The organism is Propionivibrio sp. (genome assembly GCF_017995515.1).
Lineage (GTDB): Bacteria > Pseudomonadota > Gammaproteobacteria > Burkholderiales > Rhodocyclaceae > Propionivibrio.
Window position 1 is genome coordinate 11,866 of the sequence record NZ_JAGOIT010000009.1, and the last position, 20,590, is coordinate 32,455.

The 20,590-nt window shown below is 64.4% G+C and carries 21 protein-coding genes; 3 read left to right on the plus strand and 18 right to left on the minus strand.

All coding sequences use genetic code 11. The annotated features are described in order from the left end of the window. From KBA32_RS02665 to KBA32_RS02690, 6 genes are all read right to left on the minus strand, one after another. Positions 1-404, minus strand: a 404-nt coding sequence (locus tag KBA32_RS02665; protein WP_294354911.1) for a heme biosynthesis HemY N-terminal domain-containing protein, incomplete at its 3' end; no start/stop codon positions are given. Positions 405-417: 13 nt separating this feature from the next. Continuing rightward, positions 418-1,491 carry a uroporphyrinogen-III C-methyltransferase gene (locus KBA32_RS02670; RefSeq protein ID WP_294354915.1) on the minus strand — a complete coding sequence of 358 codons (1,074 nt, stop codon included), beginning with the start codon at positions 1,489-1,491 and terminating at the stop codon, positions 418-420. Then, entirely contained in the window at positions 1,475-2,263 is a 789-nt protein-coding gene (locus tag KBA32_RS02675) for a uroporphyrinogen-III synthase (RefSeq protein WP_294354919.1), read from the minus strand. Before KBA32_RS02675 ends, KBA32_RS02670 begins: the two co-directional genes overlap by 17 nt. Continuing rightward, a complete protein-coding gene (hemC, locus tag KBA32_RS02680; RefSeq protein WP_294354922.1) occupies positions 2,260-3,204 on the minus strand; it encodes a hydroxymethylbilane synthase in 945 nt (314 codons plus the stop codon). Before hemC ends, KBA32_RS02675 begins: the two co-directional genes overlap by 4 nt. Before the next feature lie 98 nt (positions 3,205-3,302). Beyond that, positions 3,303-4,100: a LytTR family DNA-binding domain-containing protein gene (locus tag KBA32_RS02685; protein WP_294354925.1), complete on the minus strand. Its 798-nt coding sequence runs from the start codon at positions 4,098-4,100 to the stop codon at positions 3,303-3,305. Further along, complete coding sequence (locus KBA32_RS02690; protein WP_294354928.1) at positions 4,097-5,131, minus strand: sensor histidine kinase; 1,035 nt, start codon at positions 5,129-5,131, stop codon at positions 4,097-4,099. The genes KBA32_RS02685 and KBA32_RS02690 overlap by 4 nt, the downstream gene beginning before the upstream one ends. Before the next feature lie 117 nt (positions 5,132-5,248). Here KBA32_RS02690 and argH point away from each other — a divergent pair, with 117 nt between their 5' ends. Together argH and KBA32_RS02700 are read left to right on the plus strand one after the other, a co-directional pair. Next, positions 5,249-6,646, plus strand: coding sequence for an argininosuccinate lyase (argH, locus tag KBA32_RS02695; RefSeq protein ID WP_294354931.1), 1,398 nt, complete (start codon positions 5,249-5,251; stop codon positions 6,644-6,646). Positions 6,647-6,662: 16 nt separating this feature from the next. After that, positions 6,663-7,949 (plus strand): serine/threonine-protein kinase, encoded by a 1,287-nt coding sequence (locus KBA32_RS02700; RefSeq protein ID WP_294354934.1) that lies wholly within the window; start codon positions 6,663-6,665, stop codon positions 7,947-7,949. A 6-nt stretch (positions 7,950-7,955) separates the two neighbouring features. Here the strand turns inward: KBA32_RS02700 and KBA32_RS02705 are convergent, their stop codons facing one another. After that, entirely contained in the window at positions 7,956-8,492 is a 537-nt protein-coding gene (locus tag KBA32_RS02705) for a hypothetical protein (RefSeq protein WP_294354936.1), read from the minus strand. A gap of 118 nt (positions 8,493-8,610) precedes the next feature. Here KBA32_RS02705 and KBA32_RS02710 point away from each other — a divergent pair, with 118 nt between their 5' ends. Further along, positions 8,611-9,588, plus strand: a complete 978-nt coding sequence (locus tag KBA32_RS02710) for an alpha/beta fold hydrolase (protein ID WP_294354939.1) — start codon at positions 8,611-8,613, stop codon at positions 9,586-9,588. 174 nt (positions 9,589-9,762) lie between these two features. Here KBA32_RS02710 and grxD read toward each other — a convergent pair whose 3' ends face one another. The 11 genes from grxD to cheY all read right to left on the minus strand — a co-directional run bounded on the left by grxD (position 9,763) and on the right by cheY (position 20,585). Beyond that, a complete protein-coding gene (grxD, locus tag KBA32_RS02715) occupies positions 9,763-10,095 on the minus strand; it encodes a Grx4 family monothiol glutaredoxin (RefSeq protein ID WP_294354940.1) in 333 nt (110 codons plus the stop codon). A gap of 52 nt (positions 10,096-10,147) precedes the next feature. After that, positions 10,148-10,984: a peptide chain release factor N(5)-glutamine methyltransferase gene (gene prmC, locus KBA32_RS02720; RefSeq protein ID WP_294354943.1), complete on the minus strand. Its 837-nt coding sequence runs from the start codon at positions 10,982-10,984 to the stop codon at positions 10,148-10,150. After that, on the minus strand, positions 10,981-12,066 hold the full coding sequence (gene prfA, locus KBA32_RS02725; RefSeq protein ID WP_294354946.1) for a peptide chain release factor 1: 1,086 nt from the start codon (positions 12,064-12,066) through the stop codon (positions 10,981-10,983). Before prfA ends, prmC begins: the two co-directional genes overlap by 4 nt. A 6-nt stretch (positions 12,067-12,072) precedes the next feature. Further along, positions 12,073-13,320 carry a glutamyl-tRNA reductase gene (hemA, locus tag KBA32_RS02730; protein WP_294354949.1) on the minus strand — a complete coding sequence of 416 codons (1,248 nt, stop codon included), beginning with the start codon at positions 13,318-13,320 and terminating at the stop codon, positions 12,073-12,075. Positions 13,321-13,448: 128 nt separating this feature from the next. Then, entirely contained in the window at positions 13,449-14,057 is a 609-nt protein-coding gene (locus KBA32_RS02735; RefSeq protein WP_294354952.1) for a GDSL-type esterase/lipase family protein, read from the minus strand. A gap of 19 nt (positions 14,058-14,076) precedes the next feature. After that, positions 14,077-15,339, minus strand: a complete 1,263-nt coding sequence (locus KBA32_RS02740; protein ID WP_294354955.1) for an HD domain-containing phosphohydrolase — start codon at positions 15,337-15,339, stop codon at positions 14,077-14,079. Between the two features lie 103 nt (positions 15,340-15,442). After that, positions 15,443-15,817, minus strand: a complete 375-nt coding sequence (locus KBA32_RS02745; protein ID WP_294354957.1) for a hypothetical protein — start codon at positions 15,815-15,817, stop codon at positions 15,443-15,445. Positions 15,818-15,832: 15 nt separating this feature from the next. Then, positions 15,833-17,107, minus strand: coding sequence for a tyrosine--tRNA ligase (gene tyrS / locus KBA32_RS02750; protein ID WP_294354959.1), 1,275 nt, complete (start codon positions 17,105-17,107; stop codon positions 15,833-15,835). A gap of 240 nt (positions 17,108-17,347) precedes the next feature. Further along, complete coding sequence (locus KBA32_RS02755) at positions 17,348-19,291, minus strand: chemotaxis protein CheA (protein ID WP_294354962.1); 1,944 nt, start codon at positions 19,289-19,291, stop codon at positions 17,348-17,350. Positions 19,292-19,300: 9 nt separating this feature from the next. After that, positions 19,301-20,194 (minus strand): protein phosphatase CheZ, encoded by an 894-nt coding sequence (cheZ, locus tag KBA32_RS02760; RefSeq protein WP_294354965.1) that lies wholly within the window; start codon positions 20,192-20,194, stop codon positions 19,301-19,303. 1 nt (position 20,195) lies between these two features. Next, positions 20,196-20,585, minus strand: coding sequence for a chemotaxis response regulator CheY (cheY, locus tag KBA32_RS02765; protein ID WP_294354968.1), 390 nt, complete (start codon positions 20,583-20,585; stop codon positions 20,196-20,198). Between the last annotated feature and the right edge of the window lie 5 nt (positions 20,586-20,590).

Genomic DNA, 20,590 nt, shown 5'->3' on the forward strand with positions numbered 1-20,590 from the left:
GCCGGCTCGTTCAGGCGCTGCGCCGAACGCGCGGCGAGCAGCGCCGCAAGCCCCGGCCTTTGCCCGCCCTCGAAGACCTCGGCCGCGAGTTTCAACGCCTGACTGTAGCGCCCCTCAAAAGTCAGGCGCGCGACGTCGTAGTACTGTCCGGAGAGCTTCTCGCGCTGACGCCGCGCACGGTATTCGCGCACGCGTTGCGGAAGCGAGAGCATCAGCGCGACGCCGCGCGTAAACCCGTAGAGCACGAAAAAAGAGCCCACGACCAGAACAAGCGCCAGATTCAGCGAGATCTCGGCGCGATACGGCGGCATGACGAGCAGGACGTAGCCCTGGTTGTAATGGGCGGCCAGCGAAATGCCGACGGCCAGCGTAAACAGCGTGAGCAGCCAGAGCAAAACCTTCATCACCGGCTTCCTCTCACCGCCCCGCCTCGCCGACCCTGAGATTCCGGATCGCCGACAGGCTCTCGTTGAGGCGGGGCAGTTCGATGTTGATCTCGGCCGCGGAGAGCTGCGTTAGCGACTCGCGCACCGCCAGCACGCTGCTTTCGCGATGGTCGAAATAGCGATCAACCCAGAACCGGGCCAGTTTGAGTTCGCCGCGAAACGTCCATTGATCGCGCCCCAGCAGCGCGAGCCGCGCGTTCAACAGGCGCAGTTTGAGATTCTCGCGCAGAAAGAAGGCCTGACCGGGCGCGAGCAGCGCCGGCTCTTCGCGATCAAAGCGCTGGATGCGCACGAGACTGCGCACTTCGTGCCAGAACTCGGCCGCCAGCCGTTGCCAGAAGGCGAGCGAAACGACCGGCGCCGTTTCGGCACCAGCCGGTTCGGCAGGCTTGTTCTCTTCGCGCGGGCGGCCGTTGATCGCCAGCGGCAGCGAATCGACGGCCGCGATGACGCTTTCCAGGCGACCGCTCATGCCCGTGACGTCAACTTGAGGCAGGACGCGCAGGCGGTCGAGGTCGCGCAGGATCACCTTGTGCAGCGCAGCGAACTGCGGGTTCTTGCTGCCGGCCAGGCGGACTTCGGCCGACTGCAGGGCAAGCACGGCGCCCTGGACATTGGCGGCAAGCAGCAGTTGCTGTGCCGCCTGCGTCACGCCCTGCTCGATCTCGGCGATCACCCACTCGTCGCGGTTGCCGGCGAGATCGCGGTAGAGCTTCTCCAATGTCTCCTGCTGATCCTGCGATTCGGCAAGCTTCGCTTCCAGCTCGCCGAACTTGCCCTGCAAGGCGATCACCTGTTTCTGCGTCTCCTTGACGATGACGCGCGTCTCCTTGGCCAGAGCGTCGCTCTCGGCCAATCGTTGCGCGACCTGCTGCTGCGTTTCCGCCAGGCGGATGCGCGTCTCCACCCACTGCCAGACGGCGACACCCAGCGCGAGGGTCGCCAGGATCAGCCAGGGATTGCGCCAGGAGTGCAGCACCGACCCGCTCGCCGAAGCGGCGGCCGGTTCGGCGACGACGGGTGCAGGATCAGGAGAGTCGTTCATGACGGGGCCAGGGGTAGGAACACAAGCTTTCGAGGATACCGTCGTCGGCTGGCCCGGTCAGGACGACGTTGGACAGGCCGAGGTCGGCGGCCGCTTCGGCGATGCGTCGATGCGGCACGAAAACCGGCAGACGGCGCAGACGTTCGATGGCGTCAGTATCAAGCAGCGCCAGAAGATTGCGCAAACCTTCGCTCGACGAAATCGTCAACGCGTCGAGCGCGTTGTTGCGGAGGAGCGACACGATGAAGGAGCCATCGTTCGGCGCCGAACGGCGGTAGCAGGTCACGCAGTCGACTTCGGCGCCGCGCTGCCGAAGCGTCTCGGCGAGCAGTTCGCGGCCGCCGTTGCCGCGCAGGATGAGGATGCGCCTGCCTGCCACGCGCTCGGGCTGAAACGCTGGCAGTTCGAGCATGCCTTCCGAGTCGAAACGCGCGGGCGGTACGATCACGTTTTCGATGCCGTAACGCACCAGCGATGTCGCCGTTCCCGGACCGACGGCGGCGGCCTGCAACCCAGCGGGCCAGGCGAGCCGTTCGAGAATGCGCGGCAGGCTGTAGTCGACGGCGTTCGGGCTGATGAAGATCGCGACGGCATAGTCGTCAAGGCGGACAATCGCTTCGTCGAGCGGCGCCGGATCGTCGGCCGGCCCGATTTCAAGCAGGGGGAAAAGCACCGGCTCGCTGCCCTCACCGGCGATCATCGCGGCCAGCATCGCCGCTTGCGCCGCTGGCCGTGTCACCAGGATGCGACGCCCGAGCAAGGACTGCGTCATGCGCTGGCGCCAAGCGCAGCGAGGATGCCCTGCGCGCCCTGCGCCCGCAGCTGTTGCGCCAGCGTTTCGCCGAGGCGCGTGTCGTCATCGGGCGCACCGCGAATTTCGCCGCGCACCATGCGCTGGCCGTCAGGCGTCGCGACAAAACCGCGCAGCCACAACTCACCATTTTCAGTGACCGCGTAGCCGCCGAGCGGAATCTGGCAGCTGCCGCCGAGCGCCCGCGAAAACGCGCGTTCGGCACGAACACGATGCGCCGTTTCGGCGTCGTTGAGCGGCGCGATCCAGGCCGCCGCGTCGGCACGGGCGGCGAGAATCTCGATGCCCAAGGCGCCCTGACCCGGCGCCGGCAGCGACTGCTCCGGTGAGAGGACCGCCCGGATGCGTTGCTTGAGGCCCAGGCGGATCAGCCCGGCGGCGGCGAGGATGATCGCGTCGTACTGCCCCTCGTCGAGCTTGCGCAGACGCGTGTCGAGATTGCCGCGCAGCGGCTGGATCGTGAGGTGCGGATAGCTTGCGCGCAGGATCGCTTCGCGGCGCAGGCTGGACGTACCGACGACGGCGCCGGCCGGCAAGGCATCGAGTCCTTCGTAGCGACCGGACACGAAGGCATCGCGCGGGTCTTCGCGCACGGCGATCGCGGTCATGGCAAAGCCGTCCGGCATCTCCATCGGCACGTCCTTGAGCGAATGCACGGCGAGGTCGGCGCGCCCCTCCTGCATGGCGACTTCGAGCTCCTTGATGAACAGCCCCTTGCCGCCGATCTGCGACAGCGGCCGGTCGAGGATCTGGTCGCCGCGTGTCGTCATGCCGAGAATCTCGACCGTGCATTGCGGATACAGCGACGCCAGACGCGACTGGATGTGCACGGCCTGCCATAGGGCGAGCCGCGACTCGCGCGAGGCGATGATCAGACGGGACGGTGCGGGTTGATTGGTCAAGATGGCGTCCTGGAGTGAGCGGTGACGGTTGAAGAATGTGCCTCGAAAGACGCGGCCAAGTTTACCACGCAGCCCGGAACGCCCAGCCCGGCAACGCCTCAGGAGCTCAGCTGTCTGGCGTAGTTCTTCACGAGCGGCCATTGCCGGCGGCTGACCGGCAGCTTTTCGGGAATCCCGCGCAAGAGTGCCTGCCACTGATGCTCGCCGTCTTCCGGTGCACCTTTCTCGAAGCCGGCGATCGCGTCCTTGGCGACCAGTGCGCTGCGGTGCAGGCGGATGAAGCGCTCGGAGAATTCTTCTTCGAGATGCGTCAGCGATTCGTCGAGCAGATACTCGCGGCTCGCCGTACGCGCCGTCACGTACTTGAGGTCGGCCTTGAGATAAAGGATGTCGCTGATCGGAATGAGCAGGAGCCGCCCGCGCTCGTGGCAGGAAAGGTGCGTCCGCGCGCCCTGCTGCAACTCGGCCAGAACCTGCGGCGGCGGCGGCCGGCTGTGGCGGACTTTTTGCAGCGCCGCGGCCAGTCGATTCGCACGCACCGGCTTGACCAGGTAGTCGATCGCGTTGAGTTCGAAGGCCTGCACGGCGTAGGTGTCGTAAGCGGTGACGAAGATGACGGCCGGCGGACGTTCCATGCGACTAACGTGACGCGCCAGTTCGACGCCGTCCATTCTCGGCATCCGGATGTCGGCGAGGACAACGTCGACCGGATTCAAGGCAATCGCCTCGATCGCCAGCAGGCCATTGGCCGCCTCGGCGACGACGGCGTTCGGCACTTCGGCGGCGACGTCGGAAAGCAGGTCGCGCAGGCGCGCGCGCGCCGGCGATTCGTCGTCGACGATCATCACCGAGAGCGTCGGCGTGGTCGACCTGGAAGAGCTGAGTGGCTGCGTCATGGTTTCCGACTCCGGCAGGGCAGCAAGATATGCACACGGTACTCGCAGGCGCCGCCCGGAAGTTCGACCGATCGGGTCTCCAGCCGCGCTTCCAGATCATAAAACAGCGCCAGACGCTCACGGATATTGGCGAGCGCCATCTGATTGCCGCTGTGTGTGCTGGCCTGGCCGTGGCAGGGATTGGCCAGATCGATCTGCAGCTCGTCGCCGCTGCGCGCGAAGCGGATGCGCACCGTCCCACCCTCCCCCGACGGTTCGATCCCGTGATACACGGCATTCTCGAGCAGTGGCTGCAACATCAGCGGCGGCACCTTGATGTCGTCCGGCACATCGACGATCTCCCACTCGACGGCGAGCCGGTCGCCGAGCCGCAGCTTCTCGAGATCGAGATACTGCCGGCAGAGCGCAATCTCGTCGGCGAGCGGCATGAGGTCGCGGTGATCGCGCATGAGCGCGCGAAAGAGTTCAGCAAGTTCCTCCAGCGCCGTTTCCGCGCGCCGCGGCTCGGAACGTATCAGCGAGAGCACCGCATTGAGGCTGTTGAACAGGAAATGCGGCCGGATGCGCGCCGTCAGCGCCTGCAGGCGGGCCTCGGTCACCGCCGGCGAGAAGGCCTTGGCGCGCAAATGGAAGTAGTAGAGCAGGGTCGCCGCAGCAAACGCCGCAAGCAAGGCGGCACGCAGCGTGCGCTGCCAACCGCCTTCGTCCATCCCCATGAACTGCCAGAAATCGACGAACAGCGCCGCCGAGAGCGCGGCCAGCGCGAACACACAAACCCGTCCGCCGACGACCGGCAGACGCCGCAGCAGCGGCGACACGCCGGCGAGCAGTGCGAGGTTGAAAAGCAGCAGGGGCTGCACCCAGGCGGCCAAGTCGACGAATCGCCGCACCCAGTCGGAAATCCCGCCGGCGAGCAGCAACGCAGCCAGCAACGCCAACGAATTTACGCCAAGCAGGATGCGCAGCATGACGCCGAAATTGCGGAAGTCCGGCAGCGGCGGGCGGGCCGGGTTTTGTTTTATACTTGCCATCGGTTCGGAGCGTTGTTCATCGGTGCCAAATCGCCTTCCCTGCGTGGTTTCGGACCGTTTGCCATCACTGCAGCATCCCACCCCGCCTAAATTCCAGCCATCGAACTTGCAACCATCATGAATCAGCCGAATTCTACACAATACACCTGGGCTGGCCGTTTTTCCGAGCCGATGTCCGACCTCGTCAAGCGCTACACGGCATCGGTCGACTTCGACAAACGCATGTGGCGCCAGGACATTCGCGGCTCGCTGGCGCACGCGCGCATGCTCGCCAAACAGGCCATCATCTCAGCGGAAGACCTCGCCGACATCCAGCGCGGCATGGCGCAGATCGTCAGTGAAATCGAGGCCGGCACCTTCGAGTGGTCGCTTGATCTCGAAGACGTGCATCTCAACATCGAAAAGCACCTGACCGCGCTCGTTGGCGACGCCGGCAAGCGGCTACATACCGGCCGTTCGCGCAACGACCAGGTGGCGACCGACATCCGCCTCTACCTGCGCGACTCGATCGACGACATCCAGGTGATGCTCAAGCAGTTCCAGAGCGCCCTGCTGGACCTCGCCGAGCGTGAAGCCGCGACACCGATGCCGGGCTTCACGCACCTGCAGGTCGCGCAACCGATCACCTTCGGCCACCACCTGCTCGCCTGGTTCGAGATGACAAAGCGCGACGCCGAGCGCTTCGCCGACGTGCGCAAACGCACCAACCGCCTGCCGCTCGGCGCCGCCGCGCTGGCCGGCACGACCTACCCGATCGACCGCGAATTCGTCGCCGCCGAACTCGGCTTCGAGGGCGTCTGCGAAAACTCGCTCGACGCCGTCTCCGACCGCGACTTCGCGATCGAATTCTGTGCCGCTGCCGCGCTCCTGATGATGCACTTCTCGCGCATGTCGGAAGAACTCGTGCTGTGGATGAACCCGCGCTTCGGCTTCGTCAAGATCGCCGACCGCTTCTGCACCGGCTCGTCGATCATGCCGCAGAAGAAGAATCCCGATGTCCCCGAACTCGCGCGCGGCAAGACCGGGCGCGTGTACGGCCACCTCACCGCGCTGCTCACCCTGATGAAGTGCCAGCCGCTCGCCTATAACAAAGACAATCAGGAAGACAAGGAACCGCTGTTCGACGCCGTCGACACCGTCACCGACACGCTACGCATCTTCGCCGACATGATCCCCGGCATCACCGCCCGCCCGGACAACATGCGTGACGCGCTGCGCCAGGGCTTCGCCACGGCGACCGACCTCGCCGACTACCTGACGCGCAAGGGCCTGCCCTTCCGTGACGCGCACGAAGCCGTCGGCCTCGCGGTTCGGCGTGCCGAAGAACTCGGCGTCGATCTGCCACAGCTTTCGCTGACCGAACTGCAGACCTTCTCGCCGCTGATCGGCGAAGACATCTTCGGCGTGTTGACGGTCGAGGGCTCGCTCGCCGCGCGCAACCACATCGGCGGCACCGCACCGGAACAGGTGCGCGCCGCGATCGAACGCGCGCGCGGCCGTTTGTCCGGCGGCTAGGCCAACGACACGTCCCATGGACAAAATCGGAAAGTACGACCTGGTCCGCATCATCGGACACGGTGCGACGGCGACGGTCTACCTGGGCAACGACCCCTTCGCCCAGCGTGACGTGGCGATCAAGGTTGCCTTTCCCGAGATCCTGAAAAGCCCGGAGCGCGGCAAGCTCTACACGCACCTCTTCCTCAACGAAGCCTCGCTCGTCGGCAAGTTGGCGCATCCGCACATCGTGCAGATCTACGATGCGGTCGTCGCCGAGGATCTCTGCTACATCGTCATGGAATACGTGCAGGGCGGCACACTCGAGGCGTGCTGCACGCCGGCCACCCTGCTGCCGATCGAGCGCGTCGTCGAAATCATCTTCAAATGCACGCGCGCGCTCGATTTCGCCAACCGCATCGGCATCACGCACCGCGACATCAAGCCGGCCAACATCCTGTTTTCCGGCGACGATCCGGCAACCGGCGAGATCAAGATCTCGGACTTCGGCGCGGCCATCGTCGATGCGCCGGAACGCACGCAAGTCTCCGGCATCGGTTCGCCCGCCTACATGTCGCCGCAGCAGGTGCGCGAACTCGCGCTCGACCACCAGACCGACATCTACTCGCTCGGCGTCGTGATGTACCAGCTGCTCACCGGCCACCTCCCCTTCCAGGCGAGCAGCAACTACAACATCGTCTACCAGATCATCAACAGCGAACCGACGCGCCCGTCGGCGCTGCGCCGCGAAATCCCGCCGGTGCTCGACGCCATCGTCGCACGCGCGATGGCCAAGGACACCAAGGCACGCTATGCGACCTGGGAAGCCTTCGCGCACGATCTGGCGCAAGCCTTCCGGCAGAAGCAGCTGAACACGCCGTCACGCGACTTTGCCGATTCGGAGAAATTCGACACCTTGCGCGAACTGCCCTTCTTCGTCGACTTCTCCGACGTCGAAATCTGGGAAGTCCTGCGTTTCTCGCACTGGAGCACCATCCCGCCCGGCGTCGCCGTCATGCGCGACGGCGATCATGGCGACTTCTTCTGCTTCCTCGCCGAGGGTGAGCTCAAGGTGATCAAGGGCAGCCGCATCCTGAATCTGCTGACGACCGGCGACTGCTTCGGCGAAATGGCCGTCATCAGCAAGGGCACGCAGACGCGCGGCGCCGACATCATTGCGTTGACCGAATCGAAGATCGTCACCGTCAAGGGTGACGCGCTGCGCAAGGCGTCCGACGCCTGCCGGATGCACTTCTACCAGTCATTTCTCGAGGTACTCGCCGGCCGGCTGGCGCTGGCCAACGCGCGGCTCGCGGCATTCTGACCGGCGTCAGTGCCCGCAGGTCGGCGCGCTCAGACCGAACCCGCGCAGTTCGGGCCGCTGATACGACGTGCGCACGATGCCCGACATGCCGTCGAAGAGCACGTCGAAGCGCGCCACCTGACCCCAGTCGTCGCAGAATCGCCACTCCCAGACCAGCTCGTCGCGCCGCTCGAAGTACATCGTCCATTGCGGCTGCGACGGCCCGAGCAAACGCAGGATCGCCGCCTGATCGCTCTTGCCGGGCTCGATGCGCGCGAAGTGCGGCGTATCGAGCACCTTCTCGACGCGTTCCAGCCGGCCCTGCGTGTCAATAAACGCCATGAAGGTCTGCAAACCTTCGGGGCCACGCGGATAGGCCAGTTGCCGGCGCCCGTCGGCGTCCTGCCACTGCATCGCCGGCGTTCCCATCAACGCCATGACGTCGTCGGCGCTCGACACGCCGGGCTGCAAGCCGCGTCCATCGTAGCTCGCGCAGCCGGCGAGCAGCACAGCGCCAGCCAGAATTGCCAGCCGGCGCGAAGAAGCAGAAAATGAGTTGCGCATGTAATCCTCCGTTGAATCTTCCGCGTTGTCATTGTAAGCCCCGACTGAAACCGGATGGTGCAGGCACCACGCCGCGAACGATATGACTTCGAAGAAACCACAGAACCCGAAACCACGAATGAACAGGACCGAGCCTCGTCTGCAACGCCCATCGCTTCCGCCACTTCCGCCACGCTCGGTACTGGCGCCGCTGGTCGGCGTCGTGACACTGGCGACGCTCTCGGTGGTCGCCTTCAACGCCGCCATCCGCGCATGGATACGCGCGCCGAGGATCAACATCAACGCTGACCCGGCCACCTACGGCCTGCCGTTTTCCGACGTACTGATTCCCACTGCAAACAACAAGCAGCTGCACGGCTGGTTCATCCCGGCGCGCGGCTGCCGCGGCGAACAACGGGCACCGACGCTGATCGTCATGCACGGCTGGGGCGCCAACAGCGAGATGATGCTGCCGCTCGCCGACCCGTTCTACCACGCCGGCTACGCGCTGCTCGTCGTCAATGCGCGCAACCACGGGCTGAGCGAGCGCGACGCGCACTCGTCGGCGCCGCATTTTGCCGAGGACCTCGAGTGCGCGCTCGACTGGCTGCTGCAACAAGCCAACGTCGATCCGGCGAAGATCGGCCTGATCGGCCATTCGAACGGCGCTGCGGCATCGCTGCTGGTCGCTTCGCACCGGAAGGAAATCGCAGCTGTCGTCAGCCTGGCGTCTTTTGCCCATCCGGAGCGCGTCATGCGCCGCTACCTGGAATCGAAATCGGTGCCCTTCGTGCCGCTCGGCTGGTACGCGCTGAGCTATATCCAGCACATTACCGGTTACCGCTTTGAAGATATCGCACCGGAAAAGCGCATGGCCGAGATCGACTGTCCGGTGCTCATCGCGCACGGTCTCGACGACCCGACCGTGCCGGTCGACGAGGCGCGCCGGCTACACGCCGAGTCACGCAAGGAGACGACGCGCCTGCTGCTGGTGGAAGGCACGCACGAGGACTACGAAGGGTTGAAGCAGCGCGTCGGCGAAGTCCTCGACTTTGTCGCCGACGCGATGGGCTTGCGGCCGGGCCCGAACGGATCGGCGGGGACTCCGAGTCTGTAAAAAGACTCAAGATCCACCGCAGCGATGCCCCGCAGGAAATCCCCCTGAGGACACGGAGGCGCAGAGGAAACGCAGGGAAAAACGACCGTTTCCAAAGGTTATCTCTGCGAAAACTCTGCGTCTCTGCATCTCTGTGACTCTGTGGTGGGTGTTTCTGTATTTGTTCACAACCTATCAGTCCGGCGCGGCGATGCCTGCGAGCAGCGCCTTCAGTTCGCCGCTCTGATACATCTCGCGCATGATGTCGGCGCCGCCGACGAACTCGCCGCGCACGTAGAGCTGCGGGATCGTCGGCCAGTTGGCAAAGACCTTCACGCCTTCGCGAATCTCCGGTTCTTCCAGCACATTGACGCTGAAGAAGAGCGGCAGATTGCACGCCTGCAGGATCTGCACCGCCGTTGCCGAAAAGCCGCACATCGGCGCACGCGGCGTGCCCTTCATGTAGAGCACCACCGGGTTGCTCGTTACCTGTTCCTTGATCAGTGCCTGAACGTCCTGCGAATCCATTGTTTACCTCATTGAGTTGGTTGCGTTGCAAAAACTGTCGTACCGCCGAATGTCATGGCAGACGGCCGCCGGTCACGCGCTCGATCCCGGCCGCATCATGCCAGGACGCCACTTCGCAGAAGCCCGCTGCACCCAGCAAGTCGCGCAGTTGGACCGCCTGATCGTAGCCGTGTTCCATCAGCAGCCAGCCGCCCGGCCGCAAGTGTGCGGCCGCGCCGGCGACAATGGCGCGGATGCAGGCCAGACCGTCGCCCCCCGCGATGCCGTCGGTGAGCGCGGTCTGCGGCTCGAACGGCAAGCCGTTCTGTGCCAGATGCGGATCGCCGGCGACGACGTACGGTGGGTTGGAGACGATCAGGTCAAAACGTTCGTTACTCAGCGGCGCATACCAGTCGCCTTGCAGAAAGCGGACGCGCGCGCCGTGGCGTGCGGCATTCACGCGTGCGACTTCCAGCGCGGCCGGCGACACATCGACGGCGGTGACTTCGGCGGTGGAACAATGCTTCGCCAGCACGATGGCGACGATTCCGGAGCCGGTGCCAAGGTCGACGATCGCCGGCCGGGGCACAGCTTTTGCTTTTTCCATTGCGAGATCGATGAGCACGCCGGTGTCCTCGCGCGGAATCAGTACGTCGGGCGAGACGACAAACTCCAACCCATGGAAAAACGCGCTCTCGACGAGGTAGGCCAGCGGCTCACCGGCGGCACGGCGATCGAGCAGTGCGTCGAAGCGTGCCGCCTGTGCTTCGGTCAGTTCGCGCTCGGGATGAGCGATCAGATCGGCATGGCGGATGCCACACACATGTTCCAGCAGCAGGCGGGCATCAAGACGGTCGATGCTCTGGCCGGCGCGTCTCCGAGCCGCGCCAATCGTCTCGCGCGCGGTCATTGCTCCGAGTCGGCCAGCGCCGCGAGCTGCTCGGCCTGGTGTTCGGTGGCCAGCGCGCCGACGATTTCTTCGAGGTCGCCGTCCATGATCGAGTCGATCTTGTACAGCGTCAGGTTGATGCGGTGGTCGGTCACGCGGCCCTGCGGGAAGTTGTAGGTGCGGATGCGCTCGGAGCGGTCGCCGCTACCGACCAGGCTCTTGCGCTCGGAAGCGATCTTGGCGTGCTGCTCGCGCTCCTGCGCGTCGCGGATGCGCGCCGCCAGCACCGACAGCGCCTGCGCCTTGTTCTTGTGCTGCGAGCGGCCGTCCTGGCACTCGACGACGATCCCCGTCGGCAGGTGCACGATGCGCACCGCCGAGTCGGTCTTGTTGATGTGCTGGCCGCCGGCGCCGGAGGCGCGGAAGGTGTCGATGCGGATGTCAGCCGGGTTGATCTGCACGTCTTCGAGCTCGTCGGCCTCGGCCATGATCGCGACGGTGCATGCCGAGGTGTGGATCCGGCCCTGCGCCTCGGTCTCCGGCACGCGCTGCACGCGATGGCCACCCGACTCGAATTTCAGTTTTGAATAGACGCCGCTGCCGATGATGCGCGCGATGACTTCCTTGTAGCCGCCGATCTCCGACTCGCTCGCCGACACGACCTCGACCTGCCAGCGCTGCCGCTCGGCGTAGCGCGTGTACATGCGGAAGAGGTTGCCGGCGAACAGCGCCGACTCGTCACCGCCGGTGCCGGCGCGGATTTCGAGGAAGACGTTGCGCTCGTCGTTGGCATCCTTGGGCAGCAGGAGCTTCTGCAGGTCGGTTTCGAGCTGCGGCAGCCGCTCCTTCGCCCCCTTCATTTCTTCCTCGGCCAGATCCTTCATTTCCGGGTCAGCCATCATCTCCTGTGCCGACGCGAGATCGGCCTCGGTCTGCTGCCATTGCTGGTAGAGGGCGACGACCGGCCCCAATTCGGCGTGTTCGCGCGTCATCTTGCGGTACTGGTCCATGTCGCGCGTCGCCTCGCCGCTGGCCAGGATGCGGTCGAGTTCGTCGAGACGGCCGACGAGATTTTCCAGTTTGTCGCGGATGCTTTGTTTCATAATCGATCAATCGTGATGCAGGTTGAATAAGCGCGTGACCGCCGTCTGCAAGGCGCTGCGGTCGTCTTCGGCCTGCGTCAGCGCCTGCGTCGGCGCGTGCAGGAACTTGTTGGTCAGGCGTTGCGAGAGCTGGTCGAGCACGGCCGCCGGGTCTTCGCCCTTGGCGAGCAACTTCAGCGCGTGCTCCATCTCGTGCCGGCGCATGCGCTCGGCCGTATCGCGCAGCGAACGGATCACCGGCACCGTCTCGCGCGTCTGCAGCCAGTGCAGAAAGCTCTCGACCCGTGTCGCGACGATCGCCTCGGCGTCGACGACGGCCGAGTTGCGCGACTCGACGCCGGCCTCCACGACCTGCGCCAGATCGTCGACGGTGTAGAGAAAGACGTCGTCCAGGCCGCCGACCTCGACTTCGACGTCACGCGGCACGGCGAGATCGACCATGAACATCGGCCGGTGCCGGCGCGCCTTGATCGCGCGCTCGACGAGGCCCAGCCCGATGATCGGCAGCTGGCTGGCGGTACAGGAAACGACGATGTCGAACTCGGCCAGGCGTTCGTTCACATCCTCCAGGCGGATCGCCGAGGCGCCGAAGCGATCGGCCAAGGCACGGCCGCGGTCGATCGTGCGGTTGGCGATGACGATCTGCTTCGGATGACGCGCGGCGAAATGCGTCGCGCACAGCTCGATCATCTCGCCGGCACCGATGAACAGCACCTTCTGGTCGGCGATGCGCTCGAAGATACGCTCGGCGAGGCGCACCGACGCCGCCGCCATCGAGACGATGTTGGCGCCGATCGCCGTCGTCGAGCGCACGTCCTTGGCCACCGCAAACGAGCTCTGGAACAGCTTGTTCAGCGTCGTTCCCAGCGCGCCGGATTCGCGCGCGATGCGCACGGCTTCCTTCATCTGCCCGAGGATCTGCGGTTCGCCGAGCACCATCGAATCGAGCCCGCTGGCGACGCGGAAGGCATGGCGCACCGCATCATGGTCAGGGTGGGCGTAGAGGTAGGGTTCGATCGTGTGCGCGGGAACACGGCGGTAATCGGCCAGCCAGTCGATCGCCGCCTGCGGCGTGTCGGCCTGACAGTAGAGCTCGGTACGGTTGCATGTGGACAGGATCGCCGCCTCGTGCACGTGGCCGCTGCTCATCAGATCGGACAGCGCGCGCCGCAACTCTTCGGCATGAAACGCCAACTGCTCGCGCACCAGAAGCGGCGCCGTGCGGTGGTTTATGCCGAGAGTGAATAGCGCCATCGAGTCTGCTGAAGTTGGGATTGTCGTTCAGCCGGATGTGGTTCCGGCACGGTCACCGATTATATCACCCGCCCCCGAACGCCCCGGAATGATGCAGATCATGGAAGAGAACGGCCGGGCAAGGCCGGTCAACCGCCCGATGCCACGAGCCCGACGGCCTTCAGCCCCTGGAAAATCCCTTCGGCCATCCGCTGGCGACCCTGCGCGTTGGGATGGATATTGTCGGCACACAGTTCCGGCTGGCCGAGAATGTCGGAGAAGACTTCGTCGATCACCGGGACGTTTTCTTCCTCGCCAAGCTGCTCGTAGATCGGCGAGTCGGCTGGCTTGCCCGTAACCACGCCGAGCAAAGACAGTTCAGGCACGGCGACCAGCACGACGCCGGCCCGAGCTGCCTTCGCCGCCTTAACGATGCGGCGCAAATTCTCCTTCACCGCCGACGCCGGTCGCCGACGCAAAAAGTCGTTGCCGCCCAGCTCGATGATGACGAGCGACGGCCGATGCTCGTCGAGCAGCGACTGAATCCGGTTCGTGGCCGCCTCGGCCGTATCGCCGGGAACGCCTGCATTGACCACCGACCAGTGCGTCATCGCCGCCAGCCGCGTCGGCCAATCCTCGCCCGACTCAGCACCGGTGCCGAAGGTGACACTGTCACCGAAGGTGAGCACGGTGCTGCCACTCGGCACCGAAGGAAGACTCGCCGATCCGCCGCACGCCGCCAGCAGACCGACACCCACGAGGGCGAGGATGAAGGCTCTACGCTGCCTGAAGCGCGAGGCTGGGACGTGCGGCCGCCATGGCACCGTCGATGTCCGCCTCGACGACAGCAGCAATATCCGCCTCCACACTCCCCCGAGCGACCAGCTCACGCATGAAGCCGAGCACTTCCGCCGCGGACAAGCCTTGCCGGTAGGGACGATCCTGCACCATCGCCTGAAAAATGTCGGCGACGCGCAGAATCCGCGCTTCGAGGTCCAGATGCTCTGCCCTGAGGCGGAAGGGATAACCGGTACCGCCCGGCTCCTCATGGTGATAGGCGGCCCAAGGCGCGATCTCCTCGAAACCCGGAACCGTGTGCAGGATCTGGTAGGTCTCGAAACTGTGCGCGTTCATCACCTTGCGCTCGCGCTCGTCGAGCTTGGCGGGCTTGTCGAGGATCTCGTCGGGTACGCGCAGCTTGCCGATGTCGTGCAGGAGGCCGGCAATCTCGATCTTGTCGCAGTTCTCCGCACTGACGCCGAGTTTTTCGGCAAGGAAGCGCGCCAACCGGGCTACTCCCAGCGAGTGTTCGGCAGTGAACGGACTCTTGGCGTCGACGATGCGCGAGAAGATCGTCGCCAGTTGCTTGAGCTCCTGGACGGTCGCCACATACGGCTGGCTTTGCGCGAGCATGTCGGCAAGATAGGCCTGGATGCCGCGCGCTTCGAGATTCAGCCAGAAGGCCTCGGAACGCGATGCGGCGAGGAAGATTTCGACCAGTTCCGGCGCAAAGTTGGTGCCGGACCGACCGGCAATCTGCTCGCGGATCCGTTGCGTCTGCATCAGCAGGTTGCCATTCGCGTAGTGCTGCGCCGCCAGCGCATCGACGCGATCGACGAGGTAGATCAGATTGGCCCAGCGCGCCATCTGCGGCTCGACGCCCAGCTCGCACAACTGACTCCAGTGCGTGTGGTGGTAGCGGATCGGCATGGCCATCCGGGCCAGCGGGGCAAAATCACGGAGCAGTTCGTAGCCGACATGGCAGTGCCCGTGCGAGCTTTCCCAGTCGAACTCGGTCACCAGGTGGCCGTGCGTCACCGTCGAGGAGACGCCGGCATCGTGCAGCAGGCCGAGATCGAACAGAAACGCGGTCTCTGCGCGCGGCCAGCCTTGGGATTGCGCGCATTCGGCGGCCATGATGCCGACGCGCTTACCGTGCGCGATATCGTCGATGCCGACCAGATCAAGCGCATCGGAGAGCGCGTAGATGACGTGGCGGAGATCGGCGTGCAGAACCAGGTCGTGATCGTGTGGGCTCATGGCAGAAACACTCCGGGCAACACCGGCGAAGGGCTCAGTGCGACGAACTCATTCTAGTCGACCCGCCCGCGGTATTCGCGCGCCGAGCGAGCCGGCAGGACGGCTAGAGCGCTCGCCGCCGTGCCAGCACCTGAAGGACGCGCGACTTTTCGCGGCGTCCGGCGTAGACCAGCTTCCACACCTTCTCTTCCAGCGCGGCGTACTCGCCGGTGAACTTTTCCAGTCCGTGACGAACCGACGTCACCTTGCTGACGAGAAAGGCCGGAGACTCATCGACGATCTCCTCCATTTCGTCGGCCAGCGCGTCGTCGGTCGTAAACGCCGCGATGCAACGCGCCAGCTGGTGCGCCTGATCGAGCGACACCAACGGCAGCGACTCGACGCCCGCCGCGCCGGCAGCCGTCACCGGGTCAGTCGACAACTGCATCGCGCTGACCACCGACCTGCGGACACGCGCAATTTCGTTCGAATCATCCATGTTTTCGCATCCGTGTCAGATCCAGTGAAGCATCGCGTAGTTCTTCTTGCCGCGGCGCAGCAGGGTGAAGCGGCCGAAGAGGCGCTCACCATCGCCGAACTGGTGGTCGAGCGCATCGACCCTGTGCCCATTGACCGTCACGCTGCCGCTTTGCAGGAAACTGCGCGCTTCGCTCTTCGACTTGGCGAGCTTGGCGGCGACCAGCGCGTCGATCAGGCTGCCCGCCGACTTTTCCAGCGTCACGCCCGGCACGCCGTCCTGCGCCAGTTGTTCGAAGTCGGATTCGGTCAGCGCGTCGAGGCTGCCAGAAAACAGGCTGTGCGAGATGCGCTGCGCCGCTTCCAGCGCCGCATGCCCGTGCACCAGTGCGGTCGCCTGCTCGGCCAGGATGCGTTGCGCTTCCGGTTTCTGCCCGCTCGCCTTGTCGGCGGCTTCGATGGCGTCGATCTCGTCAACCGAGAGGAAGGTGAAGAAACGCATGAAGCGATAGACGTCGGCGTCGGCCGTGTTCAGCCAGAACTGGTAGAAGGCGTACGGCGACGTCTTCTTGGCGTCGAGCCAGATCGCGCCCGATTCGGTCTTGCCGAACTTGGTGCCGTCGGACTTGGTGATCAACGGCACGGTCAGGCCGTAGGCCTGCTGGTGGTGCAGGCGGCGAGTCATATCCGTGCCGGCGACGATGTTGCCCCACTGGTCGGAGCCGCCGACCTGCAGCACGCAGCCGTGACGCTTGTAGAGTTCGGCAAAGTCATAGCCCTGCAGGAGGCTGTAGGAGAACTCGGTGTAGGAAATGCCTTGGTCCTCGCGTACCAGACGTTGCTGCACCGACTCCTTCTTGATCATCGCGTTGACCGAGAAGTGTTTGCCGATGTCGCGCAGGAACTCGAGGCAGTTCATGCTGCCGAACCAGTCGTAGTTGTTGGCCATGATCGCCGCGTTGTCGCCCTCGAAGCTGAGGAAGGGGGCGACCTGGTCGCGGATATTTTCAACCCAGGTGGCGATCATTTCCGGCGTGTTGAGCTTGCGCTCGGTGGCCTTGAAGCTCGGATCACCGATCATCCCGGTGGCGCCGCCGACCAGCGCGATCGGCTTGTGCCCGGCATCCTGAAAACGCTTGAGGACCAGCACCGGCACCAGGTGCCCCAGGTGCAGACTGTCAGCCGTAGGATCAAAGCCGCAATACAGCGTCACCGACTCCCTGGCCAGTAGTTCATCGAGTGCTTTCGCATCGGTGGTCTGGGCAATCAAGCCACGTGCATGCAGATCCTGGATCAGTGCAGACTGGTACATCGAGAATTTCTCCACAATTTGAACGGCCGCTCATCGTGCCGCGGCAACAATGAGGGGCAAGATTCTAACATGCACCTCTTTGACGGACGGGCGAATGCTCGCTGGAGAACGGATCTCGGCCCGCCCCTGACGCGAGACATAAGAAAGAATTCGCCCCCGACAAGTTAGCTGGCGGGGGCGAAAGACGAGCGCTTTGCAGCGTGTCGCCAACGACGACAAGCCGGGGTTACTGTTTCAACGCTAGACGGAGAACTCCAGGGCGCGGTTGTGGCGGACGCCCAGTTCGCGGTCAATGTGCGCGTTCAGATCGGTGAGAAGCTCTTTCATGTCGAGGATCAACACGATCTGGCCATTCGACAGCGTCGTCACGCCAGCCACGCCACGCGGCCGGAAGTCGTCGAGCGACTTGATCACGGCATCGTCACGACCCGCGAAGCTGTCCACCGAGAGAATGAAGCTGCGTTCCGCCGTCTGCATGAGCACGCCGTATTCCGGCGTCTGCAGCTGCGGCCAGCCGAGCAGGCGGGACAGCGCGACGACCGGCAGCACCTCGCCGCGCACGACCAGCGTTTCCTTGCCGCCGACCTCCTGCATCTTGTCCTTCTCGATCGGCAGGATCTCGCGCACCATCGACAGCGGCAACGCGAACGGCTGATCACCGAGGAGCACCAGCAACACCGGCAGGATGGCCAGCGTCAGCGGCAGCGAGATGAGGAAAACAGAACCCTTGCCCGGTTCGGAACGAATCTCGACCGAGCCGTTCAGCTTCTGGATGTTGGTCTTGACCACGTCCATGCCGACACCGCGTCCGGACACGGACGACGCTTGCGCCATGGTCGAGAAGCCCGGCAGGAAGATGAGATTGAGGCTCTGCCGATCGTCCAGCGTGTTGGCCTCTTCCTCGCGGATCAGTCCCTTTTCGATCGCCTTGGCGCGAATCCGCTCCGGACTCATGCCACGACCGTCGTCGGCGATGATCAGCACGATGTGATCGCCCTCCTGACGCGCTTCCAGACGAACGATGCTCTTTGCCGGCTTACCGGCGGCCAAGCGCTCTTCCGGCGACTCGACGCCGTGATCGACGGCATTACGCACCAGGTGCACGAGCGGGTCGGCCAGATCCTCGATCATCGTCTTGTCGACTTCGGTCTCTTCACCAACGAGCGCCAATTCGACATCCTTGCCGAGTTGGCGCGCAAGGTCGCGCGCAATTCGCGGGTACTTCTGGAAGAGCCGGCCGATCGGCTGCATCCGCGTCTTCATCACCGAATTCTGCAGATCGGAAACCAGGAGGTCGAGCTGGCTCACCGCCTGGTCGAGCGCGTGCAAGGTATCGGTGTCGTTCCGCCCGGCAAGGATATCGGCGCGCAGGCTGGTCAAACGGTTCTTGGTCAGTCCGATTTCGCCCGACAGGTTGAGCACCTGATCGAGCCGCGCCGTATCGACGCGAATCGTCGACTCGCGCGCGCCGGCCTTGTCCTCCATACGCCGTCCGGACGTAGCGCCCGAAATCGAAACGCCCGGCTTGTCCGTAACACGGCGACCTTCGGGCGGGAAGTGCGGCGTCAGCTGCGCCGGCGGGAGTACTGCCCCACTCACCGGAATGGGCGCCACGGCTGATTGCGCGGAACCCGCACCGGTATCCTGCCCGGTAATCGCCTTGTGCAACTCGACCCAGTCGGGCTCGCCTTCATCACCCTCGGCAGTCGACTCGGCGGTTGACTGCGCCTCATCATTACGGGCGACGGCCGGAGCATCCGCGGCCTGTACGGGCGCCGGCTCAACCGCACCCTCGCCTTCCAGGGCAAAGCGCAAGGCGCCGACGACCTCGGCCGAAGCCGGCCGCGGCTGCGTAGCCTGCGCCAACTCGCCGAACATGTTTCTGACACACTGCGTGGCGGCCATGATGGTATCCATCAAGTCCGTCGTCAGCTTCATTTCCCCGTTGCGCAACTTGTCGAACAGGTTCTCGGTCCAGTGGCACAGCGTGACCAGCTCGGTGGCATTCAGGAAACCCGCACCGCCCTTGATCGTGTGAAATCCGCGAAAGATGTCGTTCAACAAGCCACGGTCATCAGGGGTTCGCTCAAGATCAACGAGCTTGTTATCCACGTCTGAAAGAAGGTCGCTGGCTTCCTGCAGGAAATCCTGCAGCAGGTCTTCCATTCCGGAAAAATCACTCATATTGCCCTCCTAGAACCCCAGGCTATCAAGCAGTTCATCAACCTGCTGCTGACTTACAACGACGTCGGTACGCCCTTCGGCGTTGATGACCGGGCCATTGAGCAGTGTCTGCACGGACTCCGTGCGCTTTTCTCCGGGCATGGTCTCGATGAGCAGGCCCATCAGTTGCGATTCAAGATCCTGCGCCAGGCCGACGACCTTCTTGATGACCTGCCCGGTCAGATCCTGAAAGTCCTGCGCCATCATGATTTCCATCAGCTGCTCTTTCGTCGCCGACGTTCTCTGCGGCACCGCGTTCTTGAGATACGCCCGCGTCTCCGAGGCCAGCAGCTTGAACTCCTCGACGGTCAGCTTGTTCGCGTACAACGCATCCCACTTGTTCGCGAGCAGCACAGCGCCTTCTTCGAGTTCCTCCTGCAAGGGGTTGGCGATGTCGGTCGCGTTGAGCACCTTGCAGGCAGCCTGTTCCGTCAGGTTGGCGATGTATGCGAGCCGGTCCCGCGCATCCGGAATCGCGCTCACTGTTTTCTCGATCAGCTTGTCGTAACCCAACGCGCCAAGGGTGTCATGAAGCTGCCTCGCCATGAGACCAACCTGCTTGAAGACCTTGCCTTGCGCCGGCCAGGCATCCGAGCCCTCCGCGGTTACGGCGAGGTCGGAGGCTGCCGGCTCGCCGCGCTGCTTCCGCGCAATCGAATCGAACAATTCCTGCAGATCCTGCGAATCCTCTGCCGAACCATCGTTCTCACGCGCCTGCTGCATCAACGATGGTTTGGGAGCAGGTGCCGGCGCAGGTGTCGGCGCAGGTGTCGGCGCCGCGACAGAGGGTGTCGCCCCGCTGGCGATACTGTCAAACAGGGCTTCGAGTTCGCTGGAGTCGCCAGAGGTATTCGTGTCGCTCATCCTAGGCACCCATTTTGTCGAATATTTTCTGCAGTTTTTCCGCCAGCGTCGCGGCGGTAAACGGCTTGACGATGTATCCGCTGGCACCGGCCTGGGCCGCGGCAATGATGTTCTCCTTCTTGGCCTCCGCCGTAATCATCATGACGGGCAGGTGCGCCAGCGACGGGGTCGAGCGGATCGTCTGGAGCAACTGCAGGCCGTCCATGTTCGGCATGTTCCAGTCGGTCACGACGAACTCGAACCCGCCGGCCTGCAATTTCTGCAGCGCGATCGCACCGTCCTCTGCCTCGTCGACATTGGTGAAGCCCAGTTCCTTGAGCAGATTCCTGACAATGCGACGCATCGTCGAAAAATCGTCCACCACCAGAATTCGCAACTTCGGATCAGCCATTCTTT